Here is a 16916-nt window from a genome sequence, read left to right on the forward strand (position 1 = left end):
AATTTGGCGCAACTCACACATTTTCGGGTTTCATGTATACACTGGAGCCATGAGAGCAAGCGACAAGGTTTACGAGAGCCTCCGCGCCGACATTGTCGAATGGCGGCTGGCTCCAGGGACCGTCCTGGCCGAAGTGGAACAGTCAGAACGCCTGGGCGTTTCCCGCACTCCGGTGCGCGAGGCCTTGGGCCGGCTGGTCGCCGACGGCTTGGCGGTTCAGCATCGCGGACGCGGCGCTGTCGTCTCCGAGGTCAGCGAAGACCATGTAGAAGACCTGTTCGTATTGCGCGTGGCATTGGAATGCGCCAGCGCACGCGAAGCTGCCAAGTCCGCGCAGCGATCGGCCTTCACGCAGCTGGCCAGCCGCTTCGAAGCAGCTCTCACGGAAGTGGAGCTTCCCGGATCGCGGGAGTCCTACTACCAGCTGGTGCAGCTGCTGGACGAGTCCATCGACGAAGCAGCTGGCAATAATTACCTGTCCAACGCCCTGCGCACATTGCGGGTGAACCTGCAACGGGTGCGGCGCATGGCCAAGGACAATCCCGAAAGGCTCAAGGCTTCCGCTTCCGAGCACGCGGCCATCGCCAGGGCAATCGCCAGCGGAAACCCAGAGGTCGCGGCCGCGGCCACCACAGTTCACCTGCACGAATCCTTCACCCACATCATGGCCCATGCGGCCGGATCAGAAAGGCAGTTACCATGATCAACCACCCCGTACGCGTATACCGCTCAGAGGAAAACCTGGCTCGCGAAGACCAGCTGGCACATAAGATCGCCACGGTTGCTGCCGATCCGGTAGAGGTCACCGCAGAAGTGGCCGGCATGATCATTAACCGCATCATCGACAATGCTTCGGTCGCGATCGCTTCGCTGAACCGCGGCCCGATCGTTGCCGCCCGCGCCCAGGCACTGTCGCACGCGCCATCCACCGGCGGTGCGGGCGCCAGCGTCTTCGGCATTTCCGAGAAGGTTTCCCCGGAATGGGCCGCGTGGGCCAACGGGGTGGCCGTGCGCGAATTGGATTACCACGACACCTTCCTGGCTGCCGAGTACTCCCACCCGGGCGATAACATCCCGCCGATCCTGGCGGTTGCCCAGCACACCGGAGCTTCGGGCAAGGACCTGATCCGCGGCATCGCCACGGGTTACGAGATCCAGGTGGACTTGGTCAAGGCCATCTGCCTGCACAAGCACAAGATCGACCACGTAGCGCACCTGGGCCCATCGGCCGCTGCCGGCATCGGCACCCTGCTGGGGCTGGATGTCGAGACCATCTTCCAGGCCGTTGGCCAGGGCCTGCACACCACCACGGCCACCCGCCAGTCGCGCAAGGGTGAAATCTCCACCTGGAAGGCCCACGCCCCGGCCTTCGCCGGCAAGATGGCCGTCGAGGCTGCCGACCGCGCGATGCGCGGCCAGACCTCCCCAGTGCCAATCTACGAAGGCGAAGACGGCGTGATCGCCTGGATGCTTGACGGCAAGGATGCCGCTTACGAGGTGCCACTGCCGGAGGCTGGCGAAGCCAAGCGCGCCATCCTGGACACCTACACCAAGGAGCACTCGGCCGAGTACCAGGCGCAGGCCTGGATCGACCTGGCCCGCAAGCTGCACGGCGAGCACCCGGAGGCCACCGACCCGCAGAACGTCAAGTCGGTGCTGATCAAGACCAGCCACCACACGCACTACGTCATCGGCTCCGGAGCCAACGACCCGCAGAAGTACGATCCAACCGCATCGCGCGAGACCTTGGATCACTCGATTCCGTACATCTTCACCGTGGCCCTGCAGGATGGCGCATGGCACCACGTGGATTCCTACTCGCCAGAGCGTGCCGGCCGCGCCGACACCGTGGAGCTGTGGAACAAGGTGGCCACCGAAGAAGATGCCGAATGGACCCGCCGCTACCACTCGCTGGATATTGCCGAGAAGGCTTTCGGCGGCTCGGTGGAAATCACCCTGAACGATGGCACCGTGATCACCGACGAAATCGCCGTTGCCGACGCGCACCCGCTGGGCGCCCGTCCCTTCGCCCGCGAGCAGTACATCAACAAGTTCCGCACTCTGGCCGCCGGCCTGGTGGACGACGCCGAGATCGACCGCTTCATCGCGGCCGCGGAAAACCTGGAAAACCTGGCCGCCGGCGAACTGGACCAGCTGAACATCGCCGCCGCAGCGGGCGTCATCGACGCCGCGGCCGCACCGAAGGGCCTGTTCTAGCATGCTGTACTCGACCAGGACCCCCGCAGAAAAGCGCCTTGCGCTGCGCGAGATGCTCACCCCGGGCGCTGCCCGCCAGTTCCCCGGAGCCTTCAACCCGCTCTCGGCCAAGCTGATCAGCGAGAAGCAGTTCGACGGAATCTACATCTCCGGTGCCGTGCTGGCCAACGACCTGGGCCTGCCGGATATCGGCCTGACTTCGCTGACCGAGGTAGCAACCCGCGCCGGGCAGATCGCGCGCATGTCGGACCTGCCGGCGATCGTGGATGCCGACACCGGATTCGGCGAGCCGATGAACGTGGCGCGCACCATCCAGGAACTCGAATACGCCGGCCTGGCCGGCTGCCACATCGAGGACCAGTTCAACCCGAAGCGCTGCGGGCACCTGGATGGCAAGAATGTGGTGGATACCGACACCATGCTCAAGCGCATCGCCGCTGCCGCTGATGCACGCATCGATGAGAACTTCCTGATCATGGCCCGCACCGATATCCGTGCGGTCGATGGCCTGGATGCGGCGATCGACCGCGCCAAGGCGATGGTCGATGCTGGTGCCGACGCGATCTTCCCGGAGGCGATGAAGAACGTCGCCGAATTCGAGGCAGTATGCAATGCGGTCGACGTGCCGGTACTGGCGAACATGACCGAGTTCGGCAAGTCCGAGCTGTTCAACCGCCAGGAACTGGCCGATGCAGGCGTCGCGCTGATCATCTATCCGGTCACCTTGCTGCGTAGCGCCATGGGCGCGGCTGAACGCGTACTGGATGCCATCAGCGAGGATGGCACCCAGGCCCGTGAAGTGGATAGCATGTTGACCAGGTCACGTTTGTACGAGCTCGTGGACTACGAGGCCTACAACCGCTTCGACACCGGAATCTTCAACTTCCAGGTCCCAACCCTGGACATTGATTCCAACAGCGCGAACCTCTAGGCTCGCAAGCACCTACTACCCCCTGCGCCGGCCGGCACCCGCCGGCCGGCGCGACCCAAAGCATTATTATTCTCCGGCAATGAAGAGGAGCAAGAATGACTGCCACCGAGGAAATCAAGAAGGGCCTAGCAGGCGTCGTCGTTGACTACACCGCCGTCTCCAAGGTCAATCCAGACACCAACTCGCTGCTCTACCGCGGCTACCCGGTCCAGGACCTGGCCGCGAACAAGTCCTTCGAAGAGGTCGCCTTGCTGCTCTGGACCGGCGAGCTGCCAACGCAAAGCGAACTGACCGAGTTCAGTGCTTTCGAGCGGGCCAACCGCGCGCTGGACCCGCGGGTGAAGGCCGCTATCGACCTGCTTCCAGCTGACTGCCATCCCATGGATGTGGGCCGTACCGCCGTCTCGGTAATCGGCGCCAACCACCCCGAGGCCGAGAACTCCTCCCCCGAGGCAGAGCTGCTCAAGGCCAAAGAGCTGTTCGCGGCCTTCCCCGCAGTGGTTGCCTACGACCAGCGCCGCCGCCGCGGCCAGGACGCGGTAGCTCCGCGCGGAGATCTGGATTACTCCTCGAACTTCCTGTGGATGGCCTTCGGCGAAGAAGCAGCCCCCGAGGTTGTCGACGCGTTCCGCGTATCGATGGTGCTCTATGCCGAGCACTCCTTCAACGCTTCGACCTTCACCGCCCGCGTGATCACCTCGACCCTCTCCGACCTGCACTCGGCCGTCACCGGGGCGATCGGCGCACTGAAGGGCCCCCTGCACGGCGGCGCCAACGAAGCTGTCATGCATACCTTCAACGAGATCGGCATCGACAAGGAAGAATCCCGCGAGGATGCAGCCAAGCGCGCCAAGTCGTGGATGGAAGAGGCACTGGCCGCCAAGAAGAAGGTCATGGGCTTCGGCCACCGCGTCTACAAGCACGGCGACTCCCGCGTGCCAACCATGAAGGCCGCGCTGGATCGCATGATCGAGCACTACGGCCGCCATGAGATGCTGGGCTTGTACGACGGCCTGGAGGCAGCCATGGACGAGGCCAAGTCCATCAAGCCGAACCTCGACTACCCGGCCGGCCCTACCTATCATCTGATGGGCTTCGACACCGAGATGTTCACCCCGATCTTCATCGCGGCACGCATCACCGGCTGGACCAGCCACATCTTCGAGCAGCGCGCAGCCAATGCGTTGATCCGCCCGCTTTCGGCTTATAACGGCGTGGAGCAGCGCTCGCTGTAGACACACTTCGACTCCCGGTATTGGCCGCGGGTATGGCACAGCCGTGCCAGCCCGTGGCCATTGCCGTGCCAGCTGCGGAACGGCATCGGCTTGCCGTCGTTGCCCGAAGTTGCAGTCCCAGGCCAATGGGCCTATCGTTTAACGATAGATACATTCCGAAGAACGATAAGGTCTATTGCCATGGGAAAATTCAGCATTATCGGTTTGAAGGTAGTTCTGGCCGTGATCCTGGCCGGCACTCTTTTTGTGCAGCTGTTCATGATCCCGATGATCTTGATCCACGAGTCGCCGAGCAACGGCACCGACAAGTTCTTTCAAGCCTCCTTCCTCGGCTACTTGCTTCTCGCCGGGCTCATCATTGAAACCTGCGTCTACAGCGTGTGGAAACTAGCCACGAGAGTTAAACGCGGCACCGTTTTCGATCCCGCTTCCCTGGGCTATGTAACGCCGATCATCATTGCCTTCACGATCGGCGCCCTATCCACTTTTGCCCTCGGAGCGATCTTCGCCGCCAGCACGGAAATTGCACCCGGAGTCGTGCTTCTTGTTGGTGGAGCCGGAGTGCTGATGATCGGCATCAGCATCATCGTGCTCGTACTGCGGCAGTTGCTCGCACAAGCGGCGATGACCGAAGCCCAAGCCGATGCGCTCCGTACCGAACTGGGCGGCGTGATCTAATGGGAATCCGCGTAGATATAGACGTGATGCTGGCCCGCCGCAAAATGGCCGTCGGCGAGTTGGCCGAACGCATCGGCATTACCCCGGCCAACCTCGCGGTGCTCAAGAACGGGCGCGCCAAGGCCGTACGTTTCAGCACCCTTGAAGCCCTCTGCCGGGAATTGGAATGCCAGCCCGGCGACCTCTTGATCTTCGAAACCGAACAGGACTAGATGCAGCTCGCTGGCTAGTCCCAGTTCTCGAAGCTGATGCTCTGCACCGAGGTGTTGTCCTGCGCCAGCACGATCTCGACGGTAAATTTCCCGCCGGCTACGAGTTGCGGCAGCCACAACGGGGAATCCTGCCACATCTGCCCCAAGGGCAAGGCCGCCGGATCGGCCCACAGCGGCTCGAGCTCCTCGGTGATGTGCAGCTGGCCCGATGCCTTCCAGGCAATGAAGGTGGCGCATTCCATGTCGGCTGCCGGCTGGGCGGGGAACCGGAAAATGACCTGCGCCGCAGGCTCCAGATCCTCCGGAGCGAGAAGCAGTCCGGTTTCCTCGGAGAATTCCCGGACGGCCGCTTGCCGCGCGCTCTCTCCCTGCTCGATCTTGCCGCCGGGCAACACGATATTGCCCTTGCCGAATCCGCGACGCTTGCGTCCGAGCAACACGTGCAGCCGTCCTTCGCGCTCCTGCAGCAGCGCCACGAGGGCTACCTGCTTGGCAGAACGCACCTGGTGGCCGGCGACCACTAGTTCACCCTCGGGTGGGCCAACTGGTAGGCCTCACGCAGCGAATCCACGGTGACCTTGGTGTAGATCTGCGTGGTGGTGACCGATGCATGTCCCAGCAGCTCCTGGACCACCCGCACATCCGCGCCGCCCTCCAGCAAATGAGTGGCGAAGGAATGGCGCAGCGTATGCGGAGAAACCTCGGTGGAAACCCCGGCGCGCTCAGCGGCCTTCGAAAGCAACAGCCACACCGATTGGCGGGAAAGCCGTCCCCCGCGCTGGTTCAGGAACAACGCTGGAGTTCCCTTGCCCTTGGCGGCTAGCCCGGGACGGGAACGCACCAGATAATCGCTCACCGCACGCTGGGCATAACCGCCCACCGGAACGACCCGCTCCTTGGATCCCTTGCCGAACAAGCGCACCACCGCATCGTCGGCAAAGTGCAGGTCATCGACGTCCAGGTCAACGACTTCGGAAATGCGCGCACCGGTGGAGTACAAGAATTCCAGAATCGCGCGATCCCTCAGCCCGGCAGGTGTTTCGATGCTCACCGATTCGAGGATCCTGGTAACAAGGTCGATGGAGATCGCTTTGGGCAGGGATTGCCCGATAGCCGGAGGCTGGATCTCGCGGGCTGGGTTAGGCGCGCAAATCCCTTCGAGCTCCCAGTACTTGTGCAGTTGGCGGATGGCTACCGAATGGCGAGCGACGGAGCGGGCGCTCAACGGCTTATGCTCTTGGTCCCCGCGGGATAGATCCTGAAGGTAGCCGCTGATGGCCAGCTCGGTAATCTGCTGCGGTTGTGCTACGCCGGCTGCCTGCAGCGCTTCAACGTAGCGAAGCAGATCCCTCCGGTAGGAAGCCAGTGTATTCTCGGCCAGCCCGCGCTCGATCGCCAGATGCTGCAGGTAGCGCTTGAGCGGGGTCTCGAAGTGGCCGCTCATCCTTCGCGCAGGTATGGGTGCACATCGAATGGCTCGTTCGCATCGCGCAGGTCCAAGTACTTGCTGGTACGGGCTGCATGAGCGGCAAGGATCGCGATTGTCGCGGTGGGATTATGGATCTTGCCTGCCAGCACGGCTGCGACGGCTTCCTCCAGCGGCACCCAGGTGCTGATCATTTCAGCTTCCTCCTCGGTACGCTCATGGCGCTGATCGGCGGCAACCAGTTTCGCATCGCGCGCGAGGTAGACTCGCACTGCCTCGGCCGAGGAGCCCGGGCTCAAGAAAACATCGGTGAGGATCGACCAGTGCTCGGCGGTACGATCCGCTTCTTCCCATAATTCGCGCTTGGCAGCTTCCAAAGGTGGTTCTCCAGCCACATCGAGCAGCCCGGCAGGGATTTCCCACAGCCGCATGCCTACCGGGTGGCGGTACTGGTTGACCATCAAGATGCGTTCTTCAGCATCCATGACCAGAACGCATACAGCACCGGGGTGGTTGATGTAATCGCGTTCAATGGTCGCCCCGGATTCGGAGAGCTTCACCGTGTCATGGATGACGTCCCAGATCCGTCCCTCGTACACGGTTTCACGGTTCAGCAATTCACGTGGTGAGAATTCATCGGCTATCGGATGCAGCGGCACGAGGATCGTCCTTCGGTAGAAAAAGCTGGTCGGTATTCTCCAGCTTAAACAGCTACGCGCCGGTCAGTAACGACCGGCGCGCAGTGCCTTCAGAGTTTTACCTCCGGCAAGCTGTATTACTTACTTACTTGCGCAGCCCCAGAGCTGCCTCGACCAGACCTGCAAACAGCGGGTGCGGGCGAGTCGGGCGGCTGGAGAGCTCAGGGTGAGCCTGCGTTGAAACGTAGTACGGGTGTACTTCCCTTGGCAGTTCAACGAACTCGACCAGGTTTCCATCTGGCGAGGTGCCAGCGAAGACCAGGCCAGCCTCTTCGAGCTGCGCGCGGTACGAGTTGTTGACCTCGTAGCGGTGGCGATGGCGCTCCGCAACCTCGGTCTTGCCGTAGGTCTCAGCCAGAACCGATCCCTCAAGCAGCTTTGCGTCGTACAGGCCCAAACGCATGGTGCCGCCCAGGTCGCCCTTGCCTTCAACGATGTCCAGCTGCTCTTCCATGGTCGCGATGACCGGGGTCGAGGTTTCAGGATCGAATTCGGTGGACGATGCATCGGTGAGGCCAGCCATGTTGCGGGCGTATTCGATGACCATCGACTGCAGTCCCAGGCACAGGCCCAGGGTTGGCAGCTTGTTTTCGCGAGCGAAGCGCAGCGCGCCCAGCTTGCCTTCCAGACCGCGGATGCCGAAGCCACCGGGGACGCAGATTGCCTCTGCACCCTCAAGCGCCTTGGCGGCCCCTGCTTCGGTAGCGCAGTCATCTGCTGGTACCCAGCGGATGTTGACCTTGGCGTTGTTTGCGAACCCGCCGGCACGCAGAGCTTCGGTGACCGACAGGTAGGCGTCGGGCAGATCGATGTACTTGCCCACCAAAGCTACGGTCAACTCGGTTGCGGGGTTGTGCACGACTTCGAGCAAGCGATCCCACGAAGCCCAGTCGACGTCGCGGAACTTCATCTCCAAGGTCTGGACGATGTAAGCGTCCAGGCCCTGGGAGTGGATGACCTTTGGGATGTCGTAGATGCTTGGAGCATCGGCGCAGTTGATCACTGCTTCGGTGTCCACATCGCAGGTACGGCCGAGCTTGGCGCGCATTTCTGCCGGGATTGGACGGTCCGAGCGGATTACCAGCGAATCTGGCTGGATACCGATCGAACGCAAAGCGGCAACGGAGTGCTGGGTAGGCTTGGTCTTCAGTTCATGGCTTGGGCCGATGAATGGAACCAGGGAAACGTGTACGAAGAATGCGTTCTTGCGGCCGATGTCCTGGCGGACCTGGCGTGCTGCTTCGAGGAATGGCTGGGATTCGATATCGCCGACGGTGCCACCGATTTCCGTGATGATCACGTCAGGTGCCGACTTGCCGGCCCCTGGTTCGGTTGCTGCCAAGCGCATACGACGCTTGATCTCATCGGTGATGTGAGGGATGACCTGAACGGTATCGCCGAGGTATTCACCGCGACGTTCGCGTTCCAGAACGGTCGAGTAGACCTGTCCGGTGGTCACGTTGGCGGTACCCGGAAGGTTCTCATCCAGGAAACGCTCATAGTGTCCGATATCCAGATCGGTTTCTGCGCCATCGTCAGTAACGAAGACTTCACCGTGCTGGAAGGGGTTCATAGTACCTGGATCGACGTTCAGGTACGGGTCGAGCTTCTGCATGGTCACTGAGAGACCACGAGCTCGAAGTAGATGTCCAAGGCTGGATGCCGTCAATCCCTTACCCAGGGAAGAGGCCACACCGCCGGTGACGAAGATATGCTTTGTCGTTTCAGACGACCGGGAATCACGAGTTGAATTACGCTGCACCACGGGATTTCATCCTATCACCATTCCAATATTTCGCATCCTCATAAGACTCTAGTGCACCTCCGGCCAATGCCCTAGCATTGCCGTAATTCAGGGGCTCACCAAGACTTTTAGGCTTTCGCCATTCTCTTGGAAGTGAGCGATGACACTAGGTTCTGCGCTTCTTCAAGCAACTCCTCAGCATGCGCCTGCGCCGTGCCGGATTCCTCTTGGCCGGCGAGCATGCGCGCAAGTTCCTTGACGCGGGCTTCCTGATCCAGGCTGATGACATCGCTGGCAGTGTAGCCAGCTCCCGCCTTCGACTTGGCATCTGAATTCTTGATCACACGAATGTGCCGATCCGCATAGGCGGCCACCTGGGGCAGGTGGGTCACGACGATGACCTGCACATGCTTTGCCAGCATCGCCAGGCGCTCTCCAATGGCCACCGCCGCTTTGCCACCCACGCCCTGGTCCACCTCGTCAAAGACGAAGGTCGGCACCGGGTCGACCGCCGCTAGGACGACTTCAATGGCCAGCATGACGCGGGAGAGCTCGCCGCCGCTGGCACCCTTGCCCAGCGGTCGCGGCGAGGCTCCGGCATGCGGGGCCAGCAGCATGGAAATCGCGTCCTGGCCGAAGGCACCTGGTTCTTCCAGTTCCTTCACCTCGATGACGAGCTTGGCATCCGGCATCGCCAGGGCCTTGAGCTCGGCTGAAACCTGCGCGGAGAGTTTCTTGGCAGCCTTGCGGCGCGCGTCGGAGAGGTCCGAGGCCAGCGAGGCCACCTTGTGCTCCAATTCAACGACTTCTGTCTCCAGCTCCTCGATGCGCGAGTCATCCCCACCGAGTTCTTCCAGACGGGTACGGGATTCGGCAGCCCAGGCGAGCACCTGATCAATGCTCGGTGCGTACTTGCGCATGAGCTTGCTCAAATCGGCACGGCGGGCTTCAATCTGCGCCAAGCGCTCCGGACCTTCCTCATCGAGGTCGGCAACGTAGGCGGCAAGATCACTGGAGAGTTCCGAGGCGAGAATGCCCAGTTCCGCTGCCCGCTCCGCGAAGGCGGCCAGCGCAGTATCATCGTCACTGGCCTGGGCCAGCACGCCGCGGGCGGTCTCCGCCAAGGTGGTAACGCCCGGGTTCTCGAAATCCTCGGAGTCGATGACGGCTTGCGCCTGCCGCCCGGCGGTGCGCAGGGACTCGACATTGCCCAGCTTCATGGATTGCTCGCGCAAGGCTTCGTCCTCGCCCGGCTGCGGATCCAGGGAATCGATCTCGTCCAGCGCCAGGCGCAAGTTTTCTGCTTCGCGAACACGGTTGCGCGATTCGGTTTTGAGCCCCGCCAGCTCCTTGGAAGCCGATCGCCACTGGCGGTAGGCTCGCTGGTAGTTGCTTAGCGTGCGCGACAGCGAGCTACCTGCAAAGCGGTCCAGGGCATCGCGTTGCGCCACCGGCTCTTTCAGGCGAATCTGGTCCGATTGGCCATGGACGGCCACCAGATCGTGCCCCAGTTCGGCTAGCAGGCCGACAGGGGCGCTGCGTCCGCCGATGGTGGCGCGTGAACGGCCTTGGGCCGAGAGCGAGCGGGAAAGCAGCAGTTCACTGTTCTCCCCCGCTGGTTCGATGAATGCGCCTGCCTGGCCTGCGGCATCGAGCACGTGGTGATCTGGCGGCAAGTGCACCACGGCTTCAGCAAGGGCGTGCTTGGCGCCGTTGCGCACCGCACCGGCATCGGCCCGGCGCCCGAGCAGCAGGGACAAGGCGGTGATCACCATGGTCTTGCCAGCGCCGGTTTCACCGGTGACTACCGTGAGTCCCGGACCAAGCGGAAGCGTGGCCTCGGTGATCACCCCAAGGTTGGATATCTGGATTTCCTGAATCAATGCCTGCTCCCGAATGTCGAGTTCAAGTCGTACCGTGCGCTTTTAGTATATGTGTTCTAACCCTATTTTTCGTAACTATGTTCGAGCGTGTGGAAAGTTTTTCTTCGAGGCCGCTATTCAGTCCTGGTCCTCGGGGCGTCCCACCATGGGAATGCCCGGTTCATCGCGGTAATGCGGATCGACGCTTTGCAGGCCTGGTCCGATCACCGGCAGTGCCGTAGTGGCCGGACGGCGCGCCTCTTCCTTCGCTGGTCCGCGCCAACCGGTAATGGGCAGCTCGAACTTGTTGACCAGGCGCTCGGAAAACGGCGTCGTGTTCAATCGCGCCATGTACACCGGGCGGTCGCTGCGCGTTACTTCCACACGGGCTCCCGGCGGCAGCTCGATGGTGCGCCGTCCATCGCACCAGAGCACGGCCCCGGCATCGGTGCGGGTCAGCATTTCGACGGCCATGATCGAATCCGGGGAAATGACCAGGGGCTTGGCGAACAGTGCGTGAGCGGAGATCGGCACCATGATCAGCGCCGCCACGTCCGGCCAGACCACCGGGCCGCCGGCGGAGAAGGAGTACGCGGTGGAACCGGTAGGCGTGGCCATCACGACACCATCGCAACCGAAGGTGGAGATCGGCCGGCCGTCGACCTCGATCACGACCTCGACCATGCGTTCGCGGTTGGCCTTTTCCACCGCGGCCTCGTTCAAGGCCCAGGTCTCGGCGAGGCAGACGTTGTCCAGCCACACCTTGACCTCCATGGTCATGCGTTCTTCCACGGTGTAGGTCTCATTGACCAGTGCTTCCACGGTGGAGGCCAGTTCGCTGCGTTCAGCTTCGGCGAGGAAACCCACATGCCCGAGGTTTACCCCCACCAGCGGCATCGGGGATTCCCGCACCAATTCCGCGGCACGCAACACGGAGCCATCGCCACCGAGCACCACGCCCATGTCGACGTCCTCGATCTGGCAATCCTCGCCGAGCACCTGCACCGAAGGCACAGCCGCGCCGATCGCTTCGGTCATCGCCAGCTGGTCCTTGCCGCGCATCACCGGGATAGCTCCGGCGGCGTTGAGCAGGGCGCAGGTTTCTATGGCCGCGGTGATCGCTTCTTGGCGTCCGGTATGGGTGAAAATCAGGATTCGGCGCAAGGCGGTCGGCCCCTCTCAGCATCGCGAGGTGCAAAATGACCGTGGTTATCGACCACGGCTAAAACACGTCACTACTAAGAATAGTCAACATCCTGCCCGATGCGTGGAACATCGGCAGGCTGTGGATCCTCTCCTGCGGCAAGCCAAAGGAAGAATTCGACATTGCCGTCCTGTCCCGGCAGCGGGCTGCGTGCCAGCCCGCGCAGGTGCAGTCCCGCGGCTTGCGCGCTGGCGACCACCGCTTCAACGGAGCTGCGGCGCAGGGCGGGATCGGTGACCACGCCGGTGCGGTTCAGGTGTTCGCGCCCGACCTCGAACTGCGGCTTGACCATCAGCAGCAGGAAGCCGCCGTCCTTGGCGGCCCCGGCCAAGGCGTCGATCACCAGGCGCAGCGAAATAAAGGACAAGTCGGCTACTACGAGGTCGACTGGTCCCCCAATATCTTCGGGGGCCAGATAGCGGACGTTCAGTCCTTCGTGGACCGTGACGCGGGGGTCTTCGCGCAGCTCGTCGACCAGCTGGCCATGGCCTACATCGGCTGCGACCACAGATTTCGCACCGCGGCGCAACAGCACGTCGGTGAAGCCGCCGGTCGAGGCACCGGCGTCCAGGCAGTGCAGGCCAGCGGGGTCAATAGTCGTAAAAGCATCTAGGGCTCCGGCGAGCTTATGCCCGGCACGGGAGACGTATTCTTCGCCTTCGCTGGGCACCAGCGCCAGCTCATCGGTGGCGGAAACCTTCTTGGCGGCCTTGGTGGCGGCCTGCCCGTTCAGCAGCACCCGCTGGGCATCGATCAGCTTGGCTGCTTCGGTGCGCGAGCGCGCCAGCCCACGGGTGACAAGTTCTTGATCCAGGCGATTCACGCGCCGTGCTCCGTACGATTCAGTTCTTGCTGCAGGCCGACGAGCAGTTGCTCATAGATTCCGGCATGCTCGGTAATGTCATGGTCGGCCAGGGAAGACAGCGCCTGCTCCACTGCTGCATCATCCAGCCCGCGAGGGCCAGGGCTCGGAAGAGGATTCTGCGGCTGCATGCTTAGCCCCGGATCTTGCGCAGGGCATCGAGCCCGCGTTCGGTAAACCGGATTTCCGGTTCTTCGTGCCCCGACTGGCGCGGATGGGCCAGCCACCAGGCATGGCAGGCGGCGCGCCAGGCATTCAGGTCCTGGTCGCTGCCCGAGACTTCGATCGCGCCGTTATCGACCTTGGCAACCGCGTCGCCGACCTGCACGCCGTAGCCCAGTACCTTGATGGTCGGATACGGCCGGTACAGATCAGCCATCGAATTGATGAGGTAGTTGGGGCGCTGCTCGACCGGCGCGCCCAGTGCTGTGCGCGGCGTGTCCACACCGGTCAGCACCAGCGCGGTGGAGAACCCGGCACGGAAGCCGCCAAGGATGTCGGTATCCAGGCGGTCGCCGACGACCAGCGGGCGCTGGGAATCCAGTCGGTCCGCGGCCCGAGCGAACAGGTAGGATTCGGGTTTGCCCGCCACGCGTGGTTCCACGCTCGTGGCCAGTTTCACCGCATTGACCAGCGATCCGTTGCCCGGGGCCAGGCCCTCGGCGCGCGGAATCGTCAGGTCGGTGTTGGTGGCAACCCATTGGGCACCGTGATTGATCGCGTAGCTGGCCTCGGCCAGGTTCTTCCACGAGATGTCCGGGTCGAACCCCTGGATCACCGCTACGGGTTCTTCCTTATGGGATTCGACGACTTCCAACCCGCGCACGGCAATGCATTCGCGCAGGTAGGGGGAACCCACCACCAAAACCTTGGATCCCGGATTCAATTCGCGGGCCAGCATCTCCGCACCGGCGTCGGCAGAACCGAAAACCTGCTCAGCGCTGGTTTTCACGCCCAGCTGGCGCAGGTGGGCCGCGACGGACATCGGCGAACGCCCAGCATTGTTGGTAATGAACGCCAAGGTGACATTCACTTCCGCGAGGGTGTTCAGCGACTCCACGGCGTCGTCAATGGCGTTCGGGCCAGCATAGACGACGCCGTCCAAGTCGGAGAGGACGGAATCAAATCCGGAAATCAGCATTCGGTGGTGGTTCCTACTACTTGAGGTATTTGGCTACTACGCCAAAGCTTACTTCGCCGATTCTTCTTCCACGTCAGCTTCGCCAGCTTCCGTGTCGGATTCGATGACTTCGTTCAGGTCATCTTCCTCGTCGATGCCGGTCTGCTCGGCTTCTGCCTCTTCTGCTTCTTCGGCCTCGGCTTCTGCATCTGCTTCTTCAGCCTCGGCGTCGGCATCTGCTTCTTCAGCTTCCGAAGGCTCGATCAGATCCTTGGCGCGTGGGGTTTCCTCTTCCTCATCCATCTCCGGAGCCAGGTCCATGATGAAGGATTCGGTTTCACGCTCGATGCCCAGGGCGCTTTCTGCAACCTCGACCTGAGCGTTCCAGCGCTTCGCGTCTTCTGCACGGCCGGCAGCCGACAGCAGATCAGCGTAGGCAGTGAACAAACGTGGGCTGAAGGAGAAGGCACGGTTGAAGTTCAGCTGTTCCAGCGACTCCAGCTCAGCCAGTGCCTTATCCAGCTTGCCCAAGTCACCATACGAACCGGCAGCAACCATCTGCATTTCAACCTTGACGGCGCTTTCCAGATTGGCGCATTCCTCGGACTGGGCGAGCTCGATTGCCTTCTCTGGGCGGCCCAGGCCACGCAGCGAGTCAGCGATCAATGGCAGGTTGTAGTCCGAACCGGAAATACGACGGTGGGTACGCAGTTCGCGCAGTGCATCGGCGTACTTGCCAGCGTGGTAGGCAGCGATGCCAACGGCCTCGCGAACCACCGCGACACGGCCGCCGCGGCGCGATGCTGCCAGGGTGTGCTCGTATGCCAGCTCTGGGTCGTCTTCCAGCAGGCGGCCAGCCATCACCAGGTGCTTTGCGACCCAGCTTGCCGAGCGCTCTTCGAGGTAACGCAGCTGGGCGCGTGCTACGCGGTCCAACTCCTTACCGGTAACATCCTCATCGATATCTGGGGACTGTTCACGATCGGCACGGTTCGAGATGCGAAGATCGCCAGGATTATGTGCGCGCGGTGCGTCACCGCGCTTATCAGCAAAGCGGTCTTCACGTGCTGGGTACTCACCCTTCGAGCGACGGTCGTCGGCACGCTTGAAGCCACCATCGCGGTTGTCATCACGCTTGAAGCCACCGCCACGGTTATCGTCACGCTTGAAGCCGCCACGATCGTCATTGCGGAAACCGCCACCACGGTTGTCATCACGCTTGAAGCCACCGCCACGGTTGTCATCGCGACGCTCGCCGCGGAAACCACCACGGTCTTCATTGCGGAAACCGCCACCACGGTTGTCATCACGCTTGAAGCCGCCACGGTCATCATTGCGGAAACCGCCACCGCGGTTGTCATCACGCTTGAAGCCGCCACCGCGGTTGTCATCACGCTTGAAGCCGCCACCGCGGTTGTCATCACGCTTGAAGCCGCCACGATCGTCATTGCGGAAACCGCCACCGCGGTTGTCATCACGCTTGAAGCCGCCACGATCGTCATTGCGGAAACCGCCACCGCGGTTGTCATCACGCTTGAAGCCGCCACGGTCATCATTGCGGAAACCGCCACCGCGGTTGTCATCACGCTTGAAGCCGCCACGGTTGTCATCACGCTTGAAGCCACCGCCGCGGTTGTCATCACGCTTGAAGCCGCCACGGTCATCATTGCGGAAACCGCCACCGCGGTTGTCATCACGCTTGAAGCCACCGCCACGGTTGTCATCACGCTTGAAGCCACCGCCACGGTTGTCATCACGCTTGAAGCCGCCACCGCGGTTGTCATCACCCTTGAAACCGCCACCGCGGTTGTCATCACGCTTGAAGCCACCACGGTCATCATTGCGGAAACCGCCACCGCGGTTGTCATCACGCTTGAAGCCACCGCCACGGTTGTCATCACGCTTGAAGCCGCCACCGCGGTTGTCATCGCGACGCTCGCCACGGAAACCACCACGGTCATCATTGCGGAAGCCACCGCCACGGTTGTCATCGCGACGCTCGCCGCGGAAACCACCACGGTCATCATTGCGGAAACCGCCACCGCGGTTATCGTCACGCTTGAAGCCACCACCACGGTTGTCATCACGCTTGAAGCCACCACCACGGTTGTCGTCGCGCTTGAAGTCACCGCCGCGGTCAGCATTACGGTCACCGCGGAAGCCACCACGGTTATCGTCGGTGCGCTTGAAATCACTACGGTCGTCGCGACGCTTGAAGCCATCGCGGGAGTTGTTGCGGTTTGAATCTGAGTTCCGGAAGTCGCCTCGTCCGTTGTCGGAGTTACGGCGGAATTCGTTAGACATCTAATGTCCCCTTCAGCGGCTATCTCAATACCGCAACCTTCGTGTTTGCCTTTGCAAATCACTTCACTATTAACTATTCAGCATGCCCTCGAGGCATGTACATCTAAATTCAAGTCTACGGGAGGCACGAGTCATACCATAGGGAAACGGGTCCAATGTGGCAAGACACTCAGTGGCGGCCCTAAGGTTGTCCCCCCAGCCATCGACGCATGCGTAGCCGATCGAAGCCCCTTGATAGATTCAACTCTTCTAAAAGGGGTTAACGACAAAAAGGGCCTAGCATGAAACTGAACCCATAGGCTGTAGCAAGTCGATTACCAGGGGACGGGTTAAACAGGTGAGGCCCCGGCACCAAACGGTACCAGGGCCTCAAACCATCTACTCAAGTTAAGTCCGGCGGTGACCTACTCTCCCACACCCTCA

At 62.1% G+C, this 16916-nt stretch carries 17 protein-coding genes; 7 read left to right on the forward strand and 10 right to left on the reverse strand.

All coding sequences use genetic code 11. From position 1 onward, the window contains the following. Positions 1-49 precede the first annotated feature (49 nt). From ACIOTN_RS17540 to ACIOTN_RS17565, 6 genes are all read left to right on the forward strand, one after another. Positions 50-703: a GntR family transcriptional regulator gene (locus tag ACIOTN_RS17540; protein WP_105659037.1), complete on the forward strand. Its 654-nt coding sequence runs from the start codon at positions 50-52 to the stop codon at positions 701-703. Continuing rightward, positions 700-2217 (forward strand): MmgE/PrpD family protein, encoded by a 1518-nt coding sequence (locus ACIOTN_RS17545; RefSeq protein ID WP_105659036.1) that lies wholly within the window; start codon positions 700-702, stop codon positions 2215-2217. Before ACIOTN_RS17540 ends, ACIOTN_RS17545 begins: the two co-directional genes overlap by 4 nt. Position 2218: 1 nt before the next feature. Beyond that, the gene (prpB, locus tag ACIOTN_RS17550) at positions 2219-3148 is read left to right on the forward strand and encodes a methylisocitrate lyase (RefSeq protein WP_332487338.1); all 930 of its coding nucleotides are present in this window, start codon (positions 2219-2221) and stop codon (positions 3146-3148) included. Between the two features lie 95 nt (positions 3149-3243). Beyond that, entirely contained in the window at positions 3244-4383 is a 1140-nt protein-coding gene (locus tag ACIOTN_RS17555; RefSeq protein WP_105659034.1) for a bifunctional 2-methylcitrate synthase/citrate synthase, read from the forward strand. A 180-nt stretch (positions 4384-4563) separates the two neighbouring features. Continuing rightward, a complete protein-coding gene (locus ACIOTN_RS17560; RefSeq protein ID WP_105662543.1) occupies positions 4564-5061 on the forward strand; it encodes a DUF2975 domain-containing protein in 498 nt (165 codons plus the stop codon). Next, entirely contained in the window at positions 5061-5273 is a 213-nt protein-coding gene (locus tag ACIOTN_RS17565; RefSeq protein WP_105659032.1) for a helix-turn-helix transcriptional regulator, read from the forward strand. The genes ACIOTN_RS17560 and ACIOTN_RS17565 overlap by 1 nt, the downstream gene beginning before the upstream one ends. A gap of 14 nt (positions 5274-5287) precedes the next feature. Here ACIOTN_RS17565 and ACIOTN_RS17570 read toward each other — a convergent pair whose 3' ends face one another. The 10 genes from ACIOTN_RS17570 to ACIOTN_RS17615 all read right to left on the reverse strand — a co-directional run bounded on the left by ACIOTN_RS17570 (position 5288) and on the right by ACIOTN_RS17615 (position 15125). Continuing rightward, positions 5288-5794, reverse strand: a complete 507-nt coding sequence (locus ACIOTN_RS17570) for an 8-oxo-dGTP diphosphatase (protein ID WP_402735832.1) — start codon at positions 5792-5794, stop codon at positions 5288-5290. Beyond that, positions 5794-6717 (reverse strand): site-specific tyrosine recombinase XerD, encoded by a 924-nt coding sequence (gene xerD, locus ACIOTN_RS17575; RefSeq protein ID WP_105659030.1) that lies wholly within the window; start codon positions 6715-6717, stop codon positions 5794-5796. Before xerD ends, ACIOTN_RS17570 begins: the two co-directional genes overlap by 1 nt. Further along, the gene (locus ACIOTN_RS17580; RefSeq protein ID WP_105659029.1) at positions 6714-7358 is read right to left on the reverse strand and encodes an NUDIX hydrolase; all 645 of its coding nucleotides are present in this window, start codon (positions 7356-7358) and stop codon (positions 6714-6716) included. The genes xerD and ACIOTN_RS17580 overlap by 4 nt, the downstream gene beginning before the upstream one ends. A 124-nt stretch (positions 7359-7482) precedes the next feature. Then, on the reverse strand, positions 7483-9162 hold the full coding sequence (locus tag ACIOTN_RS17585) for a CTP synthase (protein ID WP_105659028.1): 1680 nt from the start codon (positions 9160-9162) through the stop codon (positions 7483-7485). A 107-nt stretch (positions 9163-9269) separates the two neighbouring features. Further along, a complete protein-coding gene (recN, locus tag ACIOTN_RS17590; RefSeq protein WP_105659027.1) occupies positions 9270-11024 on the reverse strand; it encodes a DNA repair protein RecN in 1755 nt (584 codons plus the stop codon). A 117-nt stretch (positions 11025-11141) separates the two neighbouring features. Continuing rightward, positions 11142-12167: an NAD kinase gene (locus ACIOTN_RS17595; RefSeq protein WP_105659026.1), complete on the reverse strand. Its 1026-nt coding sequence runs from the start codon at positions 12165-12167 to the stop codon at positions 11142-11144. Between the two features lie 74 nt (positions 12168-12241). Beyond that, positions 12242-13030: a TlyA family RNA methyltransferase gene (locus tag ACIOTN_RS17600; protein ID WP_105659025.1), complete on the reverse strand. Its 789-nt coding sequence runs from the start codon at positions 13028-13030 to the stop codon at positions 12242-12244. Next, complete coding sequence (locus ACIOTN_RS17605; protein WP_166650819.1) at positions 13027-13200, reverse strand: hypothetical protein; 174 nt, start codon at positions 13198-13200, stop codon at positions 13027-13029. Before ACIOTN_RS17605 ends, ACIOTN_RS17600 begins: the two co-directional genes overlap by 4 nt. Positions 13201-13202: 2 nt before the next feature. Then, positions 13203-14210, reverse strand: coding sequence for an HAD-IIA family hydrolase (locus tag ACIOTN_RS17610; protein WP_105659024.1), 1008 nt, complete (start codon positions 14208-14210; stop codon positions 13203-13205). A 48-nt stretch (positions 14211-14258) separates the two neighbouring features. Further along, positions 14259-15125, reverse strand: coding sequence for a hypothetical protein (locus ACIOTN_RS17615; RefSeq protein WP_105659023.1), 867 nt, complete (start codon positions 15123-15125; stop codon positions 14259-14261). Positions 15126-15206: 81 nt separating this feature from the next. Between ACIOTN_RS17615 and ACIOTN_RS17620 the strand changes: the two genes are divergently transcribed. Further along, the gene (locus tag ACIOTN_RS17620) at positions 15207-16433 is read left to right on the forward strand and encodes a hypothetical protein (protein ID WP_402735833.1); all 1227 of its coding nucleotides are present in this window, start codon (positions 15207-15209) and stop codon (positions 16431-16433) included. Positions 16434-16916: the final 483 nt, after the last annotated feature.

Origin of the sequence: Glutamicibacter sp. NPDC087661 (genome assembly GCF_044743275.1) — a bacterium.
Lineage (GTDB): Bacteria > Actinomycetota > Actinomycetes > Actinomycetales > Micrococcaceae > Glutamicibacter.

What these genes read in the sequence shown, in the direction of transcription:
- ACIOTN_RS17540 (WP_105659037.1), top strand. Translation starts at nt 50, where the DNA reads ATGAGAGCAAGCGACAAGGTTTACGAGAGCCTCCGCGCCGACATTGTC.
- ACIOTN_RS17545 (WP_105659036.1), top strand. Translation starts at nt 700, where the DNA reads ATGATCAACCACCCCGTACGCGTATACCGCTCAGAGGAAAACCTGGCT.
- prpB (WP_332487338.1), top strand. Translation starts at nt 2,219, where the DNA reads ATGCTGTACTCGACCAGGACCCCCGCAGAAAAGCGCCTTGCGCTGCGC.
- ACIOTN_RS17555 (WP_105659034.1), top strand. Translation starts at nt 3,244, where the DNA reads ATGACTGCCACCGAGGAAATCAAGAAGGGCCTAGCAGGCGTCGTCGTT.
- ACIOTN_RS17560 (WP_105662543.1), top strand. Translation starts at nt 4,564, where the DNA reads ATGGGAAAATTCAGCATTATCGGTTTGAAGGTAGTTCTGGCCGTGATC.
- ACIOTN_RS17565 (WP_105659032.1), top strand. Translation starts at nt 5,061, where the DNA reads ATGGGAATCCGCGTAGATATAGACGTGATGCTGGCCCGCCGCAAAATG.
- xerD (WP_105659030.1), bottom strand. Translation starts at nt 6,717, where the DNA reads ATGAGCGGCCACTTCGAGACCCCGCTCAAGCGCTACCTGCAGCATCTG.
- ACIOTN_RS17605 (WP_166650819.1), bottom strand. Translation starts at nt 13,200, where the DNA reads ATGCAGCCGCAGAATCCTCTTCCGAGCCCTGGCCCTCGCGGGCTGGAT.
- ACIOTN_RS17610 (WP_105659024.1), bottom strand. Translation starts at nt 14,210, where the DNA reads ATGCTGATTTCCGGATTTGATTCCGTCCTCTCCGACTTGGACGGCGTC.
- ACIOTN_RS17620 (WP_402735833.1), top strand. Translation starts at nt 15,207, where the DNA reads ATGTGCGCGCGGTGCGTCACCGCGCTTATCAGCAAAGCGGTCTTCACG.